Annotated in this window: 19 protein-coding genes and 2 tRNA genes; 8 read left to right on the top strand and 13 right to left on the bottom strand. The window is 26.3% G+C overall.

The features are described from left to right. Positions 1-3 precede the first annotated feature (3 nt). The 9 genes from MBIO_RS02870 to MBIO_RS02830 all read right to left on the bottom strand — a co-directional run bounded on the left by MBIO_RS02870 (position 4) and on the right by MBIO_RS02830 (position 7189). The gene (locus MBIO_RS02870) at positions 4-720 is read right to left on the bottom strand and encodes an Mbov_0392 family ICE element protein (protein ID WP_013526868.1); all 717 of its coding nucleotides are present in this window, start codon (positions 718-720) and stop codon (positions 4-6) included. A gap of 12 nt (positions 721-732) precedes the next feature. After that, on the bottom strand, positions 733-972 hold the full coding sequence (locus tag MBIO_RS02865; RefSeq protein ID WP_013526869.1) for a hypothetical protein: 240 nt from the start codon (positions 970-972) through the stop codon (positions 733-735). An 8-nt stretch (positions 973-980) separates the two neighbouring features. Further along, positions 981-1928 (bottom strand): toxin-antitoxin system YwqK family antitoxin, encoded by a 948-nt coding sequence (locus MBIO_RS02860; RefSeq protein WP_013526824.1) that lies wholly within the window; start codon positions 1926-1928, stop codon positions 981-983. 1 nt (position 1929) lies between these two features. Next, positions 1930-2118: a hypothetical protein gene (locus MBIO_RS02855; RefSeq protein ID WP_013526825.1), complete on the bottom strand. Its 189-nt coding sequence runs from the start codon at positions 2116-2118 to the stop codon at positions 1930-1932. A gap of 10 nt (positions 2119-2128) precedes the next feature. After that, positions 2129-4348 carry a type IV secretory system conjugative DNA transfer family protein gene (locus tag MBIO_RS02850; protein ID WP_013526870.1) on the bottom strand — a complete coding sequence of 740 codons (2220 nt, stop codon included), beginning with the start codon at positions 4346-4348 and terminating at the stop codon, positions 2129-2131. Next, on the bottom strand, positions 4348-4815 hold the full coding sequence (locus MBIO_RS02845) for a hypothetical protein (protein WP_013526828.1): 468 nt from the start codon (positions 4813-4815) through the stop codon (positions 4348-4350). Before MBIO_RS02845 ends, MBIO_RS02850 begins: the two co-directional genes overlap by 1 nt. 9 nt (positions 4816-4824) lie before the next feature. Next, the gene (locus MBIO_RS02840; RefSeq protein ID WP_013526871.1) at positions 4825-6027 is read right to left on the bottom strand and encodes a relaxase MobL; all 1203 of its coding nucleotides are present in this window, start codon (positions 6025-6027) and stop codon (positions 4825-4827) included. Positions 6028-6047: 20 nt separating this feature from the next. After that, a complete protein-coding gene (locus MBIO_RS02835) occupies positions 6048-6239 on the bottom strand; it encodes a hypothetical protein (RefSeq protein ID WP_013526872.1) in 192 nt (63 codons plus the stop codon). Between the two features lie 230 nt (positions 6240-6469). Beyond that, entirely contained in the window at positions 6470-7189 is a 720-nt protein-coding gene (locus MBIO_RS02830; protein ID WP_013526873.1) for an MAGa4850 family ICE element protein, read from the bottom strand. A 174-nt stretch (positions 7190-7363) separates the two neighbouring features. Here MBIO_RS02830 and MBIO_RS02825 point away from each other — a divergent pair, with 174 nt between their 5' ends. The 3 genes from MBIO_RS02825 to MBIO_RS04690 all read left to right on the top strand — a co-directional run bounded on the left by MBIO_RS02825 (position 7364) and on the right by MBIO_RS04690 (position 11528). Then, a complete protein-coding gene (locus MBIO_RS02825) occupies positions 7364-8056 on the top strand; it encodes an ATP-binding cassette domain-containing protein (RefSeq protein ID WP_158304011.1) in 693 nt (230 codons plus the stop codon). Positions 8057-8159: 103 nt separating this feature from the next. After that, complete coding sequence (locus MBIO_RS02820) at positions 8160-10262, top strand: hypothetical protein (RefSeq protein ID WP_013527095.1); 2103 nt, start codon at positions 8160-8162, stop codon at positions 10260-10262. An 81-nt stretch (positions 10263-10343) separates the two neighbouring features. Then, the gene (locus MBIO_RS04690) at positions 10344-11528 is read left to right on the top strand and encodes an IS256 family transposase (RefSeq protein ID WP_258408930.1); all 1185 of its coding nucleotides are present in this window, start codon (positions 10344-10346) and stop codon (positions 11526-11528) included. Between the two features lie 308 nt (positions 11529-11836). On the opposite strand, the gene MBIO_RS02810 is transcribed toward MBIO_RS04690, so the two are convergent. Together MBIO_RS02810 and MBIO_RS02805 are read right to left on the bottom strand one after the other, a co-directional pair. Then, entirely contained in the window at positions 11837-12493 is a 657-nt protein-coding gene (locus MBIO_RS02810) for a DUF402 domain-containing protein (protein WP_013527099.1), read from the bottom strand. Next, a complete protein-coding gene (locus MBIO_RS02805) occupies positions 12480-14555 on the bottom strand; it encodes an MYPU_1760 family metalloprotease (protein WP_041594228.1) in 2076 nt (691 codons plus the stop codon). The genes MBIO_RS02810 and MBIO_RS02805 overlap by 14 nt, the downstream gene beginning before the upstream one ends. A gap of 227 nt (positions 14556-14782) precedes the next feature. Between MBIO_RS02805 and MBIO_RS02800 the strand changes: the two genes are divergently transcribed. The 4 genes from MBIO_RS02800 (at position 14783) to MBIO_RS02785 (ending at position 17762) form a co-directional block, all read left to right on the top strand. Continuing rightward, positions 14783-14998: an MAG6790 family protein gene (locus MBIO_RS02800; RefSeq protein WP_013354908.1), complete on the top strand. Its 216-nt coding sequence runs from the start codon at positions 14783-14785 to the stop codon at positions 14996-14998. Between the two features lie 172 nt (positions 14999-15170). Beyond that, positions 15171-16274 (top strand): HAD family acid phosphatase, encoded by a 1104-nt coding sequence (locus tag MBIO_RS02795; protein WP_013527101.1) that lies wholly within the window; start codon positions 15171-15173, stop codon positions 16272-16274. Further along, entirely contained in the window at positions 16210-16512 is a 303-nt protein-coding gene (locus tag MBIO_RS02790) for a hypothetical protein (RefSeq protein WP_041594227.1), read from the top strand. Before MBIO_RS02795 ends, MBIO_RS02790 begins: the two co-directional genes overlap by 65 nt. 149 nt (positions 16513-16661) lie before the next feature. Beyond that, entirely contained in the window at positions 16662-17762 is a 1101-nt protein-coding gene (locus MBIO_RS02785) for an IS30 family transposase (protein ID WP_129622075.1), read from the top strand. A gap of 254 nt (positions 17763-18016) precedes the next feature. On the opposite strand, the gene MBIO_RS02780 is transcribed toward MBIO_RS02785, so the two are convergent. Together MBIO_RS02780 and MBIO_RS02775 are read right to left on the bottom strand one after the other, a co-directional pair. Then, positions 18017-18092: transfer RNA gene (locus tag MBIO_RS02780), tRNA-Lys, on the bottom strand. Between the two features lie 28 nt (positions 18093-18120). Further along, positions 18121-18207: transfer RNA gene (locus MBIO_RS02775), tRNA-Leu, on the bottom strand. A 160-nt stretch (positions 18208-18367) separates the two neighbouring features. On the opposite strand from MBIO_RS02775, the gene MBIO_RS02770 reads away from it, so the two are divergent. Beyond that, positions 18368-20365: a hypothetical protein gene (locus tag MBIO_RS02770; RefSeq protein WP_015511028.1), complete on the top strand. Its 1998-nt coding sequence runs from the start codon at positions 18368-18370 to the stop codon at positions 20363-20365. The last annotated feature ends 35 nt before the right edge of the window (positions 20366-20400 follow it).

Genomic DNA, 20400 nt, shown 5'->3' with positions numbered 1-20400 from the left:
CCTTTATTTTGTATTTTTAACTTTTGCTGTTTCACTTTCTTTTTCTACAATACCAGCAACATGTTTTTGAGCTTCTTTAACAGTTTTATCAGTTATTTCAACCTTATTATTTGCATCAATACTTTCTTTATTATTTAAATCAATGATTTCATCTAATTTTAAAGAAGCTAAATTTTCTATATATTCTTTTTTTATGTCATCAATATCTTCTGGATGAAAATTTAAATAATCATCAATATAAACATATTCTGTATCGATTCTACTTAAATCACCAAGTGAATAAATATATTTACTGTTTATTCCATTTTGTTTTAAATCTTCATCTACTAAATCAAATAAATATTCACTTTCTATATAACCATTTTCACCAAAAAAATCATTAAATGAGAATTTTAAATCTAAACTATTATTTTCTATATTTTCTAAATCTTCGACATTGCATATATTTAATAAAGTGATGTATTGCTCCAAATTTTTTTCATTTGTATCTTCAACATAAAACAATTTATCAAAAATCTTTTGATTTATATCATCGTCTACATTAGACATTTTGTCTACTATAGATAATACTTGTTTTTTATATTTATCCCGCATAGTATTATTCTTGATATTTTTTGCTAAATAGTTAAATTTAGCTACAACTTCTTCATCTGAAATATCACTTAATGCATATTGAGTTAGATAATACAAATCCTTAAAACAAAAAACTTTTTCAATCATTCTTTTTCCTTTCTATTTAGCAAAAAGCTTATTGCATATTTTTTTATTGCTTTCTTTTCTAAATTTTTCATATTTTTCTGGTTCCATTTTTTTGAATTCTTCAAGATATTTTTTAGCTAAGGTACTTTTGATACCATTTTGTTTTAAATCTTGATCTATTTTTTGTTTTGATTCTTCACTTAATAAAATTTCATCAAATTTATTGTTTTTAATTTCATGCATAATTTTTCCTTTTCCTTTCTTCTTTTCCATAGTTCCTCCTATTTTTTAGCCTTTGACTTTGGATTTTCAATTTTTGTTTCTTTAGCAATTTCTTTATTCATAGCTGCATTTTGTGCTTTTTCAATATTCGCATTATCATATGCGTCAGCTATAATCTTTCCACTTGCTAAATCCTTTTGGTATTGGCTCATCACAGCCTCTTTAGTTGAAACAACAATTTCTTTCATTGCTTCATTAAACGTTTTTGTTATCTCTTTAGCAACACCATCGCTCAACTTAAAGTTCTTTGCAATTTCCGGCTTTATCTCATTTTTAGCTAAAGCTTTTTCTTTTCTTTTATCAAAGAAATATTTAATAGCAGTTATGCCTATTACTAAAGGCAAACCGCCCACTAAATATGCTTGAAGACATAAGAACCCTTTTAATGCAAGAGCAGGTAATTTCTTCAAAACTTCCTTAAAGTTCTTGTTTCTTATTTCCGCTTTCTTTTCTTTATCAGCTTCTTTATATTCTTTTACCTCTTTTTCTTTTACTTCATTATTAGTAATAAAATTAGTTTTTCCTTCTACTTCTCCTTTAGCATCATATACAACTTCTTCGCCAGTTTTAAATCCATTTTCATACATTGTGCTTTTAACTAGCGCGCCGTCTTTATATTCTTCAACAGCCCCATTTAATAAACCATCTTCAAAATGTGCTTTATAAAGAATATCGCCCTTAGTGTTATAAATTGTTGCTTCACCATTTAATTCATCATTTTGGTAATTCGCAACGCCAACGAGCTGATTATTTTCAGCAATTTTGTAATAGCGTCCACTAAAAGCTCCTTCGTTCATTTCATAGTATTCTTGACTATTATCATTTAAAACATTATGTGCTAAAGTCAAACCACTTTTTGTACTAATTAATTCAAAATTAGTTCCGTTCTTTTCATAGTTTCTACGATTAATAATTTCTTCGTTTTCTAATGCATTAAATACTTGCATATTAAACCTCCTTAAAATAATGTTTAATCTTTTCTACTCTTTCAACTTGCACCCAACCATAATCTCCTTTTTCTATAATTTCATTGGCTATCTTGTCTGCCTCATTAAAGTTAGAGCAAACTGCATATGATTTTGTTTTCTTAGATTCAAGATTCTTTTTGACTCTAATTCTGTAAAAATATCTTTTCATTCGCCTTCTTCTATGTTTTAGCTCCAGCTGTTTTAATATCATTCATCTGGTCTAAACATATATTTATCGACTTCGTGAAATCGTTCACTAGTTCACTACTTAATTTGTTTTTGTATTTTTGTTGGAAACTTAATATCTTTTGTCAAGCAAGTGCTAATTTAGGCCATTCGCTTATCTTGTCTTTATACTCGCTAAGCTCCTTAATACTTCCTCTTGCATTTTGCATTTCCAAAATAAGTTTCTTTTGAACTTTCTTATCATTAAGTTCTTTATTGAGGCTTTCCTCTCTAGCTTTCTTGGCTCTTGAACTATCATTCAATTGGTCATAGTTTTTAATAGGATTTCTAACCGGTAATTCAACATCTGGCAAGTCTTGATAATTTCAAGATTCATTCACAGTGTTTTCTGTTTCGTCACATTCAAAAACATAATTATCATTACTAAAATATTTGTAAGCTAATTTTGTTTTTACTATCATAGGAAGAAAACCAATTTTTTGAATAATGGCATATTCTTTATTCTTCGCTTTAATTTCCGCCACACTCATTAAAGGCTTTTCTTCCACCGATTCACTTTCTGAAGATGAACCACCATTAGCTGATGTTGAAGATGATTTTGAAGTTGATTTTTTAATAACTTCTTTTTTGCCTAAAGAATTAGATAAATCGCTTAAAGTTTTTTCATCAATAGAGTTCAAGAAATAAGTAAATTGCAAATTACTACGAATAATGCTATCCACATTATGATTAGTGCTTGTATTGTATTTTTTAAGCTGATTGTAATCTTGCAATACAAGTTGGAAAAATACATTTCTACTACGCGATATTGTGACCTTATTATCTAGATTCAATATTGGAGGCAGGTTCCCCGCTTCATCTAACATGAAGAAGAACTTCCGTTCAAGTTTCAAGTCTTCCTTACTATTAGCGCAATCAATTAAAGCTTGATATATTTGGTCAATAAGCATACTTACTAAGAAGTGATTACTTGGCTTATGGTCTGGATAGTGAATGAAGATGACATAAGGTTCATTCGAAGATACAATACCATGTAAATCAAAACTCTTTGTTTCTCTTGTTAATCTCTTTATAAACTCATCTTCAGTAAAGTTTTTTAAAGCACTCGTAGTATGTGATAAATTACCCGTTAATGTTTCAGGAACAATATTTGCAATTGTCTTAACATTTTTAAATAATTCAGCTCAATAATACCTTTTATTTGTTTCTGCATTTATATAGCAAATTGAGATTCATTTTTGTTTAGGATTTCAAGTGTCCAAATTACACATTGAAGCTACCGATTGCAAATTGAAATGCCTTTCTGGTAATAAATCCGGCCTATCAATTGAAAGCAACAATAGAAATTGAGCCACAACATTAACAATCAATTTAGCATTATCAACCCACATAGGATTACCATCGCTATTATTCCCTCATTTTAGCTGTTCAACAACATTATTAATTTCGCTTATAGCTTCATTCATGTTGTCCTCTCATTTAGGATGCCCTTCCGGCACTCTATGAGCTAGTTTATAAGCAAATGATAATGGATTCCAACCAACACTTTTCTTTGTATCGCTAAAATCTACCGCATATATTTTGTATCCTTGCTTTTCAAGCTTTTTACCAACCATTTTGATAATTTCTTTTTTTGGATCCGGAATACAGAAATTAGCTCTATATTTATATCTTAGATGTGAATTATAAATAATATTAGGCAATAGTACACGTTGTGTTTTACCTGAACCTACACCCCCCAAAACAACTGAGTTAATATCACTTTCAGGTTCATTCACTCATCATTTATTTAGATTTGAATCGAACTTAATTACCCAATTAGCGTTGTTTTGATTTCCCACATAATTTGGTGCAACTTTAAACTTCTTATCGAAAGTTTCATTACTTACACCGCTATTATCAATTTCATTTCTATATCAATACTTATTAGGTTTTAATAATGATGTTTTAAGTTTATTTTTATAGAATAAATAACTTATACCCGCTATCGATGCAATTAATAAAAATGCGTATGAAATTAAAAACTGTTTTGGAAATGCATAAATGCTTGCTTTTGTCTGTGCAAAAAAGTCTTTAATTGAAACCATCTTAAAACTTTTCAAACGCTTAACATTAAATATAATGGCTAGAGCTAGGAAGATGATAATTGCTGCAAGAAGTATTGCAACAGCACTTAAAGATATTTTTAATATTTTCTTTTTCTTATCTCCCATTATTGACCTCCGCCTTCAGCCATAAAAATATCAAGCTTTTGCACAATAATTCTTTTAGCTAACTTTTGCATTGGAATTGCTTTAGCTATGCAAAGGCATTCTTCAATTATTTGACAATAGCCTTCTACGCTTAAGCCTAAATGTTCAATAAACTTCTGGTCGCATTTATATTTCATTCTTATAGGCTTTATTAATAACATCATGCAAAGGAATACAACCATTAATAATGAAGACGACACCGTAATAGAAATATTTCAAGCAAAACTTATATTTAATACATTCACTAGGCTAGCAAATATGAAGAAAACTAAAATTGATATTGAAAACAATACAAGTGCTACGTTTCTTAATGGCATATTGTTTTTCAAAATCTTTTTATAATGAAGTAAATTGATACCCGTTATAACATCATTCCAATCTTCCGTTTCTATAATTTTTTTAACTATCTTAGATATATTGTTTCCCATAATAAAATCCTATATTTTGTAATAAGTCATAATGTTTTCGTATTCTTGAATGCTTTGAGCTTCAAAAATCTTCTTAGCTCTATTAATCAATCTTCAAGAATCATCATTTACATTCAAGTTATAAAAGAATAATTTTGTAAAGCTTTTAGCACTCTTAGCATTTCTTGATTTTAGAATTGCTTTTATTATCTTGTTCCCTAGCTGTCTAGAAAACTCATCTTTTTCAGTTCTCAAAACATTATTGATTCTCTTTTTTAAAAACGTTGAATTCGTTTCATCCTTTAGTTGCATAACTAAATCAAATGCCTTTTGATAGTTATCCATCTTTCCTTTAAAATCATCATCATATTTATATAAAAATGTTTCTATCTTGTTTATCGCTTCTTTAACTTCTGGTGAAGCAAGTTTATAAGACTTATTGAACATATTCTCCATTTCAGCTCTTACATAACAGCAAGCCTCAATAAAGTCTTTGTAATCTTGGCTTTGAACATTCTCAAGCGTTCGTTCTGTCGAAGATAAAACATCTTTTCTGGCATCTCATAACTTACTTGTTAAATCCTTAAGATTTTGATAATCAAAGTTTTTAATAAGCTTGTTTGTAATCTTCATTCTTAGCATTTTTATATCGTCGATGTTTAATTTTCTTTTTGCTCTTTTTTTAGTCTTTTCAAAAAACATAAAATGGATGTGTGGATTATCTGTATTACCATGTATTGAATAATAAGAACTAAGGTTATCTAAATTAAAACCGCTAATGCTATAGAAGTTTCTAAACTCCTCTTTAACTAACTCAGCTCAATCATTAGCAGTTAAAACATTATGTTCTAAACCTAAATTACCTAAGTTTAAAATGCCTTCATAAAATGTTTGTTCATCAATACTCTTTAATTCTTCCTTAACGTTATCGATATTTACATCAGCACTAGAATCGTTTAGCATATCATAAACACCAGAATATTGGCTACCCATTTTAGACTTAAGATGATTTCTATATCAGTTAATCTTTTCTTCTCTACTTACTTCCTCTAAAAGCATTCTATCTTTTTCGCTATCATCAAAAGGACTAAATGCTACACACTTATCTCCTCTTGCAAAATAATCAATAACTGTCCCACTTGATACTCAACTACTTAAATCATGACAATAGCCTAAACCAGTTTTATAGTTAGTCATTTTAGATACATAGTTGAACTTCATATAAACATCCATTCTCCCTCCTCTTTAACTAACTAGCTCCCTTTAGCTATGCAATGAAACTCAGGAGTAAGTTTTGGTATATTCATAATTTGAGAAAGTCTTTTAGCTAAGTTTTTACGATTTTGTAATCCCAAATAGAGAAAATCATCTCCAACTGATGAAGATAAAAACTTTTGAGCAAACTTATAGTTAACTAAAATTAATTGTCCTTCTTTGTATTTCATTTCTTTCTCCTTCGTATTAATTCATTACATTCATTAATACTCCTAATTATTTATCGACCTAATTTGGACATCATCAGCATACTTATTCTAAAATGTCTTTAAACCCCAAAAAGGTTAAATATGAAAGATAACACACGAGTGTGCGTCCATAAGATTTTCTAAAGCAAGCAGTAATGAATAAACCGCAGTAATAATAATTGAAGCTTATTCATTACTACTCCTCATTTGCTTTATATGCGTATTACAAGATACCTTTGAGTCTTAAAGCTTAAATGCTGCAAGTTATCGACGCTTCTTTGAATAATAAATAACTCATCAGTTCTCAAACCTAAAACCAAACATATATTTTTCAAGTATCTGTAAGCCGTAGAACCTTTTAGCCCTAAAAAGTTATTTTGTACAATGACTTTCATCTTTCTACTTTTAACAAACTTTTTAGTTCCAAGTTCTTTTGATTTTCATACAAGCGTTTTATAAGCTCATAAATTAGCTAATCCAAACAACAAGAAAATCTTCCAGTCTTTATAACCACTAATAACAATGAACTTTCTATCGTCATTAGTTAGCTTAAACTTCTTAATTTTCACAGCGTTTCTAACTTTTAAAATTAGCCCTATATCTGTTAAAAACTTTACCGCTCTTTGCAAACTTGTTTTCTTGAAGCCAAAAGCCACTAATTCATAAAAATTTACATAGCGTTTTTTAGCCCCAAGAAACCTTAAACAGACATACACTTCAAAAGCAACTTTTTCAGTTCTCAAAATCTTATAGTAGCTTTCACCGAGTACTATCTTTGTTTTTAAAATTTCACTAACTGTATCTTGGCTTAACTTGTCATAAACCTTCTTGCCAAAATAATTTTTTCTCCATTCCAAGTTAGCTTCAAACTTTCTAACTTCGTTTTCGCTTCCTTCATTTGCAATTAACCTTAGTTCGCCGTATACACTCATAATTTCTCCTTTTTTTTGAACATATAACAGCGACTGTGGTATAATATATACAACAGGTCGAACGGGTAGTAAGTGTTCTAGACGCTGTTATTTTTTTATACTTTTGATCATTTTTTTGAAAAGTATATTAATTTAGCAGAATACGAAACTAAATAAAAATATGAATTAATGTTTATGAGTACTTTTATAAATAATCAAAAGTGAAATAAAAAAAGTGTTCAACACACTTCTTTCTATCACTTCCAAATAAATTTATTATTAGGCAGAAATGGTCAAGGAAAAACTCTTCTACTTAATATTGCTTCAATGCAAGACGATAATTTTACTGGAGAAATATTTTACGAAAACGAAAACATAAAAAATTGTAAAGAATGAAAAAATATTTTTTTCTTACCAACAGATTTTAATTTTCCAGTTTTTTTAACTTCTTATAAGTTTATAAAAATTTATTTAAAGCTTTTTTCAACAAAAATTTTTGGCAAATTTGAAATTGAAAATAAATTTAAAGAATTCGGTTTATTTGAATGCATAAATAAAAACCCAAATAAATTGTCTAGTGGGCAAAAAAGAACATTATTGTTTTTACTAATCAATATGATCGAACCTAAGGTTTTACTTTTAGACGAACCTGAAGCAAATTTGGATCCTTATGCAAGAAATCAACTTTATCAAAGACTTCAAGCTTTAAAGCAAAAGGGCGTGTCAATAATTTTAGCATCTCACGTTATAGATTCAAATAATGAAATAATTGATTACATTACTATTTTGAACGAAAAGGAAATAGTATTTGAATCAAAAATAAACTCAGTAAAAGAATCATCTAGCATTTATGAAAATTTTAATAAAGAAATATATGATAAGATTTAAAATAAATGACAAAAAATATGATTTCTTAACATACAACGACATTTTAACTTTTTTTAAACATTTTGTTTTACAAAATATAAAAATAAATTAGAAAGGATTTCAAATGAAAAAAATTATTAAAATAATAAGAAATTTAAGTATTTTATCACCAATACCAATGGTTTTGAATTCATGTTCAAATACCGATAAGCCTAAAAAACAAGAGGAACAAGAGGAAAAAAAAGTAAAAGAATATCATGTTCCGACTTCTTGCGTAGATTATGACAAAGATGAATTAAAAAATATATTAGAAAAAAATACTAAATTAGTAAAAAATGTTAATACAAATAAAAAAGAAAAATATATTGATTATGATTTCGTTTATGACGTTATACAAAAATGATATATTGAAAAAAATGGAAATCAATTAACAGATGTTTTTTATTTTCCTGCTTTTAATGCAATATCAATACATCCAGAATATACTAATGATAATGTTAAATTATTTTCTAGTTATTTATTTTCATCTAAAGATGATTTGATAAGTGAATTAAATTGAATAAACAACAATGAAGAAGAAGCTAAAATAAAATATTCAAATAGAAATTTTAAATTAAGTGAAGACGAAAATTTAAAAAAAATTAAATCAGAAATAGAAAAAGCTATCGAATTAAGAAAAAACAAAAAAGATATAAAAAAATTCAAAAAAATAGTAATGCCGTCAAACTTTTTAACTATGAATTCAAATGATAATTTTGATTGAAAAAGAGAATTTTCTAGAATTTCTTTGTTAAATAATTGCGAATTTGTATTTGATTCCAAATGTTCTAGTATTTTTTTTCATGATAGAAATTTTGGTAGTTGAGAGCTTAAGGGAAGAATTAATTTAAGTGAATTTAATAATGTTAAATTAAATTATTTAGACAATTCTAAAGATGGTTTGTCTTGGAATAAAAACATCTATTTTTATTTAAATAATTTTATAGACGAAGAAAAAGATATTATTGTTGATAAAAATATATTTAATATGGAAAGTTATGAACAATTTAATAATGTAAAAATAAGAAATCTATATTTAAGAAATTTTAAATATAGTTTTAATACAGGTGGTTTAAATTTAGATTATTTAAATATTGCAAAAAAATTAAAAGTAAAAAAACTTATAATTGATAAGGATTTATCATTTAAAACATCTTTCAAATTATCCTTAAAAAACACAGATTTCGAGGACATAGAAGGTGCAGAATATTTAATTAAAAACTTATATGTTCCGGAATTAAGTGGAGGAAACTCTGATTTATTTATAAAATTATTGAAAAATAATAAAATTCCTAAATCTTTCAAGATTAAATTAAAAGATTATTCGTTTCCACCAGAAGAAAATGATTTATACGTTAATTGTCTTTATCGTTTATTTAATTTAAATTTAGATTTAGTAGATTTATCCGATTCTGATCCTGTAAATATTTTATATTTTGGAAACCCTAAAAATAGTCAAACCGATAATGATGCATTTAACTGTTATACAGATAAAGTAATTTATCCTAAAAAAGTTGAAAAGGTTGAGGGGGCAATAGCTGCGCATAGATTTAAAAATATTAAATTTTGAAAAAATGTTGGATTTAATGCAGACAATTTTATTTATTTCTTTGACGAGCGAATGAATACAGATGATTGCAAAACACTTGAATTTGAAGAATTTGAAAATGTCTCAAAACCATTTGAAATGTTAAACAACGCGTTTGTTCTTTGACCTAATGGTAACAAATGAAATAAACCTTATGTATTGACTATAAAAATAAATAATTTAACAGCTTCAACGTTAAATCCAATTTATAATATCACACTCGGCAAGGAATATTTTGATGCAAGTCATTACAAAGATATTCTGGACGTTAACACATTAAATTTTACATTTGCTGAAAAAAGTTTAATGGGCTTTAAAACTGTTAGATGCTTAAATGATAATTTTGATGTATTTAAATCGTTAAATATGACAAAAGTAAATCACGAAGGAAAAGAAAAGTGATTTTTCAAAAATCATGCTGATTACTTTAATGTTCCAGTTTATGAATACAGAAGAATGAAATATAACGAATTAAGCTTTACATTTGAATGTAAAGATGGAACTTATTTGTTGAAACCAGATGAAGATCCTTATTTTGCAAAAAATGGTGAATTTTCATCAAGAAATTATTTAACTTACAATATTCAAAAAATTAAATAATGGGACTGTAAAAAATTTTGTGTAAAGTTCTAAAATCCTTTCTCAATAAATAAAATATTATCAAGAAAGGATTTTTTATTTATGAAAAGAAAACCAATAAATCCTGTTATTGATGAAATAACAGAAAAAATTTTAGAAAATTATAATCCAGTTACTTCTGGTGATCTTAGTATGGCTATGAAAGAAGTATTTCAAAATACAATCCAAAAAATGATGAACAAAGAATTTGATAATTTTATGGGTTATGAAAAAAATGATAATAAAGTTCAAAAAGAAAATTATAGAAACGGTTTTTCTAAGAAAAATGTTAATAGTCAATATGGTCAAATGGAAATTGACATTCCAAGAGATCGTGAAGCGAAATTTGAACCTATAATCATCAAAAAGTATGAACGTGATATTTCTGAATTAGTTGATATGGTATTTGCTTTATATTCTAGAGGAATGTCAACAAGAGATGTAAGTGATTTTATGTTTAGCAAATATGGCGTTAATTATTCTCCAACACAAATAAGCCAATTAACTAATGAAATTGTTGAAGACGCAAGATTATGACAAGAAAGAAAACTTGAAACATATTATCCAATAATTTATATTGATGCAGTACATTTTCATGTTGTAGACAATAATGTTGTAACTAAGAAAGCTACATATGTTATTATGGGTATTAATGGTGAAGGACAAAAAGAAATTCTAGGACTTTATATTGGAGAAAATGAATCTGCAAAGTTTTGAATGTCTGTCCTAAATGCTCTTAAAAATAGAGGAATTAGTAAAATTAATATTATTTGTTCAGATAATTTAAAAGGTATACAACAAGCTATAGAAGCCGTTTTTCCTGATAGTAAGCAACAACGTTGCATTGTACATATGATTAGAAATTCTGTTAAATATGTTAACTACAAGGATATGAAAGAATTTTGCAAAGATTTAAAATCTGTATATCAATCTAATGATGCAAAAAATGCAATGGATAATTTGGATATTTTTGAAGATAAATGAGGCAAAAAATATCCTACATCTATTTCAATATGAAGACGAAACTGATCTGAAATTTCTACAATGTTTGATTATTCTCTTGAAATAAGAACGCTCATTTATACCACTAATTCAATCGAAAATTTAAATAGCGTATTTAGAAAATATACAAAAACAAAAACGGTTTTCCCATCTGATGATAGTCTTTTAAAAATTCTTTTTCTAGCATCTCAACAAATCATAAAAAATGAAGTAATTCAAGAATTAGAAATTGATCTAGCATTTTAAATGAATTTAAAATTATTAATTTTGAAAATGAAGAATAATTTTTTCAAATTTTAAAAGCTTTGCTTCTTTGGCTTCAAAGAAGGCCTCTCCCTTAAATGAGTTAAGGGAGACGGGAGAGGGATTAAGATTTCTTGCATGGCAAGAACTTTTTCCTATTTTAAAATTCAAATTTTAAAAATAAGATAATGTTTTTTAGGCATTATCTTATTTTGTTCTGCAATATTATTAGGTGTTGATGTAAAGTTAATTCCTTTTTATTGAAAAAAGGAGAGACTTTACACAAAATTCTAAACAGTCTCAATTAACCTCTATTTATTTTTATTTCTTCATTTAAAACTATAACTACTTGCTTTTTTAACTCTAAAATCACGATAAATTGATTTGTCTTTTTTAGCTTGATTGATGTAATAATCAATTACATCTGGATTAAAGAAATACTCACCATTATTATGTTTATTAACTATTTCCTCTAAATTATCGTAAATCATATTTATCAGTTTTTTAGGATATTTGAGGCGTCTAGAATTGTAACGAAATTCTTCTTTATCTACAATTGTAAAATCTTTTTTAGGATAGCTTTTAACATCTAAATCAAAATCAACAAATTTGATTGTATTATCTTCATAATATGGTTTTGAAGCTAAATTTACATAGACATAATTACTTTTTGGTTTTAATAAAATCAAGGCATTATACATACTATTTTTAGGCATAAATCATAAAACATATTCGCGATATACTCAACCTTTTTTATCAGTTTCAGCTACTTTAGTTTTATACATAAATAGAACATAATGTTGCGGTGTATTTCTTAAAACCTTAACACCGTTTCATTGGCGGTATAATTCACCATTAAATTTAAAAGCTTGGACATTAATAATTGATCCAATTAAGGGAAAAACTATTTTTTTAGGTTTTAAATTTTCTTCTTTAATAAGAAGATTATCCTTATTAACTAAAGACATTCATTTCCCTCCTTTTAAAATATATTCCATATTTTTTATTTGATTGTTTTTTGCTTATAAAGCTAGCTTCTATTTTATATGAATTCGTTGAATCTAATTCACTAGGTGCATCACTACTAGTTAAATATCTATCTGGCAATGGATCTTTTTCATATTCTTTGATTAATTCATTATCTTGCATTTCACCATCATTATTTAGATCTTGTCAGAATTCAATAGGTGAATTTTCTTTTATATTTCTATAATCAAAATAATCACTTGTATAAGCTGCTTGTTTTGAAATTAAATCACTTAAAACCATATTTGGCGATAAGGTAAAAGTAGTATCTAATAAATTATCTTTTCCCTCAAATTTAAATGCATTTAAATAATTTATTTTAACAAACTCTTTTTCATCTTTATTATTTGTGAAATAAAATCCTTTGATATTTTTGTTATCTAAATAACCACTAATTCTTGTTTGAAAAATATTATTTTTATCAATTTCAACTGAATAACTATCAGTGTCTCCAGCAATTAATTTTTTAACATCTATTTTGCTTTTAACTTGAGCTATAGTTTTACCATAACCCATTGTTTCAAGAAACAATTTGTAAAATAGTTGTTGATTTTCACTTTTATAAATATTGTTACTATAAAAGTTTCGATCAGCTTCTAATTGAGCTTTATGCATTGTTCTTGATCAATCAATTGAATAACTATTGGCATAGGTCAACAAATTATTTGAATCTTTAAAAGTAACACCATAAAAAGATTCAATTATATCTAAATCATCTATAGTATCTGATTTAATTATTTTTTCATATAAATAATTATAAGGATTTGATGGATCATTAAATGGTATGTAAGCATATTTTTGTCATTCTCTTGGCACTAGTTCAACTAGAGAATAATAATAAGGCAAACTATTTATTGAATAATCGGCTATTAAATATTTTGAATCGAAATCTTTAGTTTCTCTAAAAGTTACTTTGTCATTTTCATCTTTAATAGATTTCAATTTATTTAAAGCTTCTTTGAATTTTTTATTATCGTTTTCATTTGATAAACTTCACAAGTCATTAAGACTTAGTTTATAAGGAACAAATGAATTGTCTCCTGGAAACCATGGATTTATTGAGTTTATTCATGTATCATCATAATTTAATAATTCCTTAAATTGATTAGCAAATTTTTTATATCAAAAATCACTTTTTACTGAAAATTCTAAATTTGAACGATAAGGAATTGTAATTGCTTTATTATTTTTAACATCTTCAATTGAACCATATGAAGCATAACTGTGTGCTCAATGGTGCATGTATTCATGAAAAAGTGAATAAAGTATTTGTTTTACTTTGACACTTAATTTTGCTCCTTTTTCACTTAGTGCCGCACCATTTAAATAAATTCTTTGAATTGTTGGCAAATAAATACCTGCAGATTCTTTAGTGATAATACTAAAGTCATTAACGTTTATAGAATCTAAAAATTTTATTTCCGGTCCATAAGTCATTCTTGAGTAGAAATAATTAGCTAATAAAGCTAAACCATAAGGGCCTAAAAGGAAGCGTGGTTTTTTGTTTTTATCAACGCCATAAGATTTGTCAATAAATTTGACATTGTTAATAGGATCAATATATACTCAACTGTTATTTTCAAATTTAAACGTTCCATTTTTAACTCAATTTCTCTTATCATATTTATAGCTATGTTTTTTCGTATCATACTTTAAAACAGTGTTATTAGCCAAAATATAATCATTAAATTTTAAATCAATAAATTGATTTTTTAAATCATTTGTAACATTGTCAAAATTATTTAATGAAGAAGGACTTTTTGCATATTGTTCAATATATTTATCTTGATTTATAAGTCCTATTTTATCTTCTTTACTTTGTATTTTTATTTTAACTAAATTATTATTTTTATTTATTGTTTCATTTTTATTATTTAAAAGTAAATAAACAGCAACAAACAATGAAACAAAACACAAAAAGATTGACAATGATATTAATGTTCAAAATAATGCATTGTTGCGCTTTTTTGATCCTGATCGCTTAATATTTTGAGGTGGGATCATGATAACCTTTCATAAAAAACTTACATATTAGTATATTTAACTAACATTTTTATTATAAATGATTAAATACCATATTTTTATAATTTTTGAAAATAATATTCAACAATTTAACCAAAAGTAATAACAATTCCATAAATAAGTGTTAAATTTTGCACAAACTAATTTTTGGTACTTCATACTTGATATAATAAAAATAGGTGGTTACAATAAACCACAAAAGGAGATTTATGTATAAATTTAAAGCAAAATTAGTTTCAACTCAAGAAGTTGTTGCACAAGCAAACTCACTTGAAGAAATCGAAGGATTAATCCTTGGCTTCCGTCGTAAACAAAAATATGACGAACACACAAGAGCCAACGAAAAAATCCAAATTATACATGTTGAAAGGGATTCTTTAAAAGGTAAACATAAATCAAAAGAAGAAATTCTTAAAGTTGTTTAATTACAATTAAATATAGGGGCTAAAGCTCCTTTTTTATGTGTCATTTTTTTCATAAAAGCACTTTTGAAGTCTTATTTTAATATAATTGTAATGTTAATATTGAGCTTGGTTGCTTATTTTTTTAGCCTTTTTTCAATATTAATTAAAAGAATAAAAAAATAGAGGAGAACTAATGAAGAAAAGATTTTTATTAGGTGCTTTAGCTCCAGTTGTTGCTTTAAGCCCTATTGCTATTGCAGTTAGTTGTGGAAAACAACCAACCATTGAAGAACAATTCGCTAAATTAAATAATGAAGGAAAATTAGCCTTTATTAATGCCATTGACTACAAAGGAATTATGTCAATGGATGAAAAAGAAAAATTAATTTCTAAATTAAATAAAGATGCTGCTCAATTTGGATCAATTGTTTGATACATTAAATCAGTTGAAGCAAGAATTGCAAAAGAAGCTGAATATTCTAGAGCAAAAGCTGTTTTTGACAACTTAATGAAATATGCTGTAACCGATGGTTTTGAATATGGTCAAAACTTTAATACAACTAAACAAGTAAATAATGCTGCAACAGATAAATACATTCCAGTTATCTTTATGGACATTGATGAAACTGTTTTACAAAATGACTACACAGAAACATTTGGTATGTTAAATGGTGGTTACAATGGAGACACGAAAGAAAAGAACGACCTTAAAGGAAATAGATTTGCTGTGCCAGGCGCTATTGATTTCATTAACTATGTACAATCAAAAGGTGCTTTAGTTGTTTATAACTCAGATATGAACCAATCTACAGCAGTTAGAGAAGCTGTTAAAAAGAATTTGATAAACTTAGGTGTTAAATATGTTTCAGACTTCCAATTCTGAATGCGTGGTTCAATGCCTTATGTAGCAATGGATGGAACTAAAGTTATTACAGACGAAATGACAAAAGATATGTCTAAGGGTGATCTTAAAAGCCTAGCTGAAAGAATGAAATTTACAAAAACTTTTGAAACTACACCATGAAGAACATGAACAAATTCAAATGCAGCTTATGTATTAGGCAAAAAAGTTTACAAAACAGACCGTATGAATGGTTTAGACGACAATGCAACAGGATGAAACTTAAAAACTGTTGATTCTAAATCAGGTGATGCTGTTAGATTGAGAACACTTATGAGAATAGGCGACAACTTTAATGACTTCTTTGATAGAAACTCAAAAGGTAAAGACAATGACAAAAGAACTCAACAATACGTTAAAAACACAGACATGAGAAAATTATTCACAGATTATTAATGGTGCTCCAGGATTAAGATTTGTTAAAAAAACAGATGGTAAATATGGAGAATTTCAAAAAACAACATACTGACAAGGTTACAGTATGGTTCCAGGAAATAGTGAATATGGTGGATGATTAGATTCATTCGGATACAGTGAAACTTACAAAAACATCTATGATGAATTGAAGAAAATATTAGCTAATCCTAAATATCAAGCTGAACGTACAATTGCAGATATTTACAACGAAAACTAATAAATCAATATTAATATCAAGCTTATTATTTAGCTTGATAGCTACATTGTAATCTGAAACTTTACACATTTTAGATAAAATCTATAATGGGTGAAGTTTTTTTTATAAAAAAAGTCACCCAAAGAGTATTTGGCGACTGTCATGAAAAAATGCAAAAAAAATTATCATGAAATGAACGCACTGTTCTTGAATACTTACTTTGAGCAACTAATTATAGTATAACAAAAATAGCAAAAATATTAGGTTATTCAAGAACAACTATTAATAATGAAATAAAAAATAATTCAACTTTTTTGGGTTATTTTGCTTTAGATGCAATTGAAAAAATAATTACAAGAGAAAAGTGAAAAAATCATTTTAAATTTTTAAACAATTTAAATAAATATAAAGAATTTTCTTCTTTATTTAAAAAAGAATATGATGGCAAAATGTGGACTGTCAAATTAACAATTGAAAAAATAAAGAATCTTTATCCTAATATTGATGTTCCTTCTTTTAAAACAGTCTACAATTGAATAAAAAGTGGTTATTGAATTTTGAACTGAAAAAGTTTATTAAGAAAAGTCTACAAAAAAGGTGGAAAAAGAGAGAAACAAAGCGCCGCTAGAAGACTGGTTGGTGCACGTTATGTAAGACCTTTTTGATCTAGACCAGCAAACATAAATGAAAGAAATGAATTTGGCCATTGGGAAATAGACCTTATTGTAGGTAAGAGCAAAGGAACACATTGTCATTTACTTAGTTTTACCGAAAGAGTCTCTAGATATGGGTTTTTGGTAAAAATTCCTAATAAAAATCCATGAAATTTAAATTTGTATTTATGGAATCTTATTTGAAAACATAAATTAAATGTTAAATCTATAACTCAGGATAATGGATTAGAATTTTCAACATTATTTTTCATTGGATATAAACTAAAAATTTTTATATATAAAGCTGATCCATGCGCTTCTTTTCAAAGGGGTTCAAATGAAAATTTCAATGGTTTAGTTAGAAGATTTTTTAAGAAAAAAACTAATTTTGATGATATTACTGAAGAAGAAATTCTAAAAGTACAAAATGAAATAAACAATCGTCCAAGAGAAATTTTTGGATATTTATCTGCTTTGGAAATGTACGAAAAATTGAATGCAGAAAATCCTTGAAATTCAACAGGTATTGACAAAGTATTATATGGAAAACAAAAGAGAAACTGAGAAAGTAACAAGAATAGAAATTTGTTTTTCAAAAAAATAAAAAAATTAAAATAATATTTTAGAAAGGGCGACAAGTCGCCAAATATTTTAGGGAGGACTAATGCCCTCACTTTTATTTGTCCTGACGGACAAAAAATAATAACAATATTAATAATTAAAAAGGAATATCGACATGCGATATTCCAAATTTCTAGGTGTAAACTTACAAATTACAATCTAGGTATCAAGCTTATTATTGAGCTTGATATTTTTTACTTTGCAAAAATAAAAGCATCCTATTGAAAGGATGCTTGGTCAATTACTTGAACTGGTACGTCCTAGAGGACTCGAACCTCCGACCCAATGGTTAAAAGCCATTTGCTCTACCGCCTGAGCTAAGGACGCATATTTGATGCCTAACGAAGTAGACAACTGGTACCCAGAACTGGACTTGAACCAGCACGAACTAACGTTCGAGGGATTTTAAGTCCCTTGCGTCTACCTATTCCGCCACCTGGGCATTTGCTAAAATGCTCTTTAATTATAAAGCAAAATAAAATAAAAACAAATATTTTTTAAAAATAAAATTTTGTGTTTTCATCTATATTTTTTGCTTTTAAAATTATAAAAAAGGAGTAAATTATGTTTATAAGTTATATTCTTAATAAAAGAGGTTTAAAATGAAAAAAAATAAAATTTTTAATAGTTTATTATTAACTCCATTAATTATAACTCCTATAACATCTTGTGGTAGTAAGCCAGAAGAAAAAAAGTCATTCCCATTACCCAGATCTTGCACAGATTATGACAAAAAAGAATTGAATAAAATAGTTGAAAAAAATACAAAATGAATTGAAAACTCTAAAACACATAAATTAGTAAAATATATTGATTATGATTTTTTCTATGATGTTGTAAAAAAATGATATTGTGATGATAATAACAATTTAAAATCTGATAATTTTTATTTTCCAGTACTAGATAAATTGTCAGTTTTACAAAAAGAAGATGACATTGCTTTAGTTTCAAGTTATATATTTTCAACAAAAAAAGATCTTCAAGAAGAACTAGATTGAATTAACAATAATGAAAAAAAGGCAATTCAAAAATATTCTAAAAGAAATGAGACACTAAGTGATGAAGAAAACTTGAAAAAAGTCAAAAAAGAAATAGAAAATGAAATTAAAATAAGAGAAAATAAAAGTGATGTTATTTCTTTTAAAAATTTTTGTATTTCTTCAAATTTCTTTTCTTTAGAAACTAATGATTTGCAAAATCCTAAATTTATGAAAAGCATGTTAAGACTTTCTTTGTTGAAAGACTGCAATGTCAACTTTGACTACAGCACTCGAGATACATTCTATTTCTATAAAAGAATTAATATAAAATTATCAGAATTTAATAATGTTTTAATTAGCTCATTCAACAATTCAAAATATTCTAAAAATTACATGTCAGGGATTTATTTCTATTTAAATAATTTTGTAGCAGAGAAACAAAATATTATTGTTGAAAAAAATAATTTTAATTATCGTGAAGCAAATCAATTTCAAAATGTAAAAATAAATAATTTAACATTAAATAATTTTAAACCAGACTTTGAAAACGAATACATTATAGCCAAAAAACTTGAAGTTAATACTATAGAATTTGGTGATGACTTTCTGAATAATGTTCATATAGAAGAAACGTTTAAAAATATAGATTTTAATGACATAAAAGGCGTTCAAAATGTATTAAAAAATTTAGATTGTTCGAAATCGAAAAATAAAGTTTTTCTATTCCAAAAATTAAATAAAATAAATAGAATGCCAGATTCATTTAAAATTAATTTAAGAGAAGAAACATTATCTGATTTTAGTACTTTATGGATGGGCAATTTAGATACCATTTTAGGCGCATGTAAAGATACTCTTGACTTATCAGAATCAAGTTTAATAAAATGTTTATCTTTTGATGATTATGGTATCTGAGGGCAATCATTTTTCAAAACTAAAAAGATTATCTTTCCTAAAAAAATAAAAGAAATTGAAGGACAAATTTACCCTGGTTCTTTTGTAAATATTAAATTTTGAGAAAATATCGGTTTTACATCAGACAATTTTAAATTATTTTTTGGCAGAAATTGACGATTAGATGAAGACAAACAAATTGAAATCTATAGCTTTGATAGTTCCAAAAAATTTGAAGTTTTAAATGACGCAGGTATTTTCTTAAAAGATAATGGCGAATGAGAAAACAAAAAAATTAGACTTACTATAAAAATAGATTATATGGAATCAAAAACATTAAATCCTATTTACAATATTACAAAAAATATGGACTTGTTTAGAGCTGAAAATTATATGGACACTTTAGATATTAATACATTTAATTTTGAATTAACAGAGAAAAGTTTGATGGGATTTAAAACAATCAGATGTTTAAAAGATGATTTTGAAATTTTCAAAGAAAAAAATATGGAAAAAACAACAAATAATAATGGAGAAGAAGTTTGATATTTTAAAAATCATGCAGATTATTTCAATGTTCCAGTTAATACTTATCCAAATATGGAATATAATAAATTAAGTTTTATTTTTGAATGCAATAATGGAACATACACATTAATTCCCGACAAAGTACCTTACTTTTACGATGGTAATTATTTAACATATAATATAACAAAAATAAAATAGCATAAAGCTATTCCTCATTTTTAAGAGTATCTTAT

This window comes from Mycoplasmopsis fermentans PG18 (assembly GCF_000209735.1).
GTDB lineage: Bacteria > Bacillota_I > Bacilli_A > Mycoplasmatales > Metamycoplasmataceae > Mycoplasmopsis > Mycoplasmopsis fermentans.
Note: the sequence above shows the minus strand (reverse complement) of the source record. Positions and strands in the feature narration are given on the sequence as shown.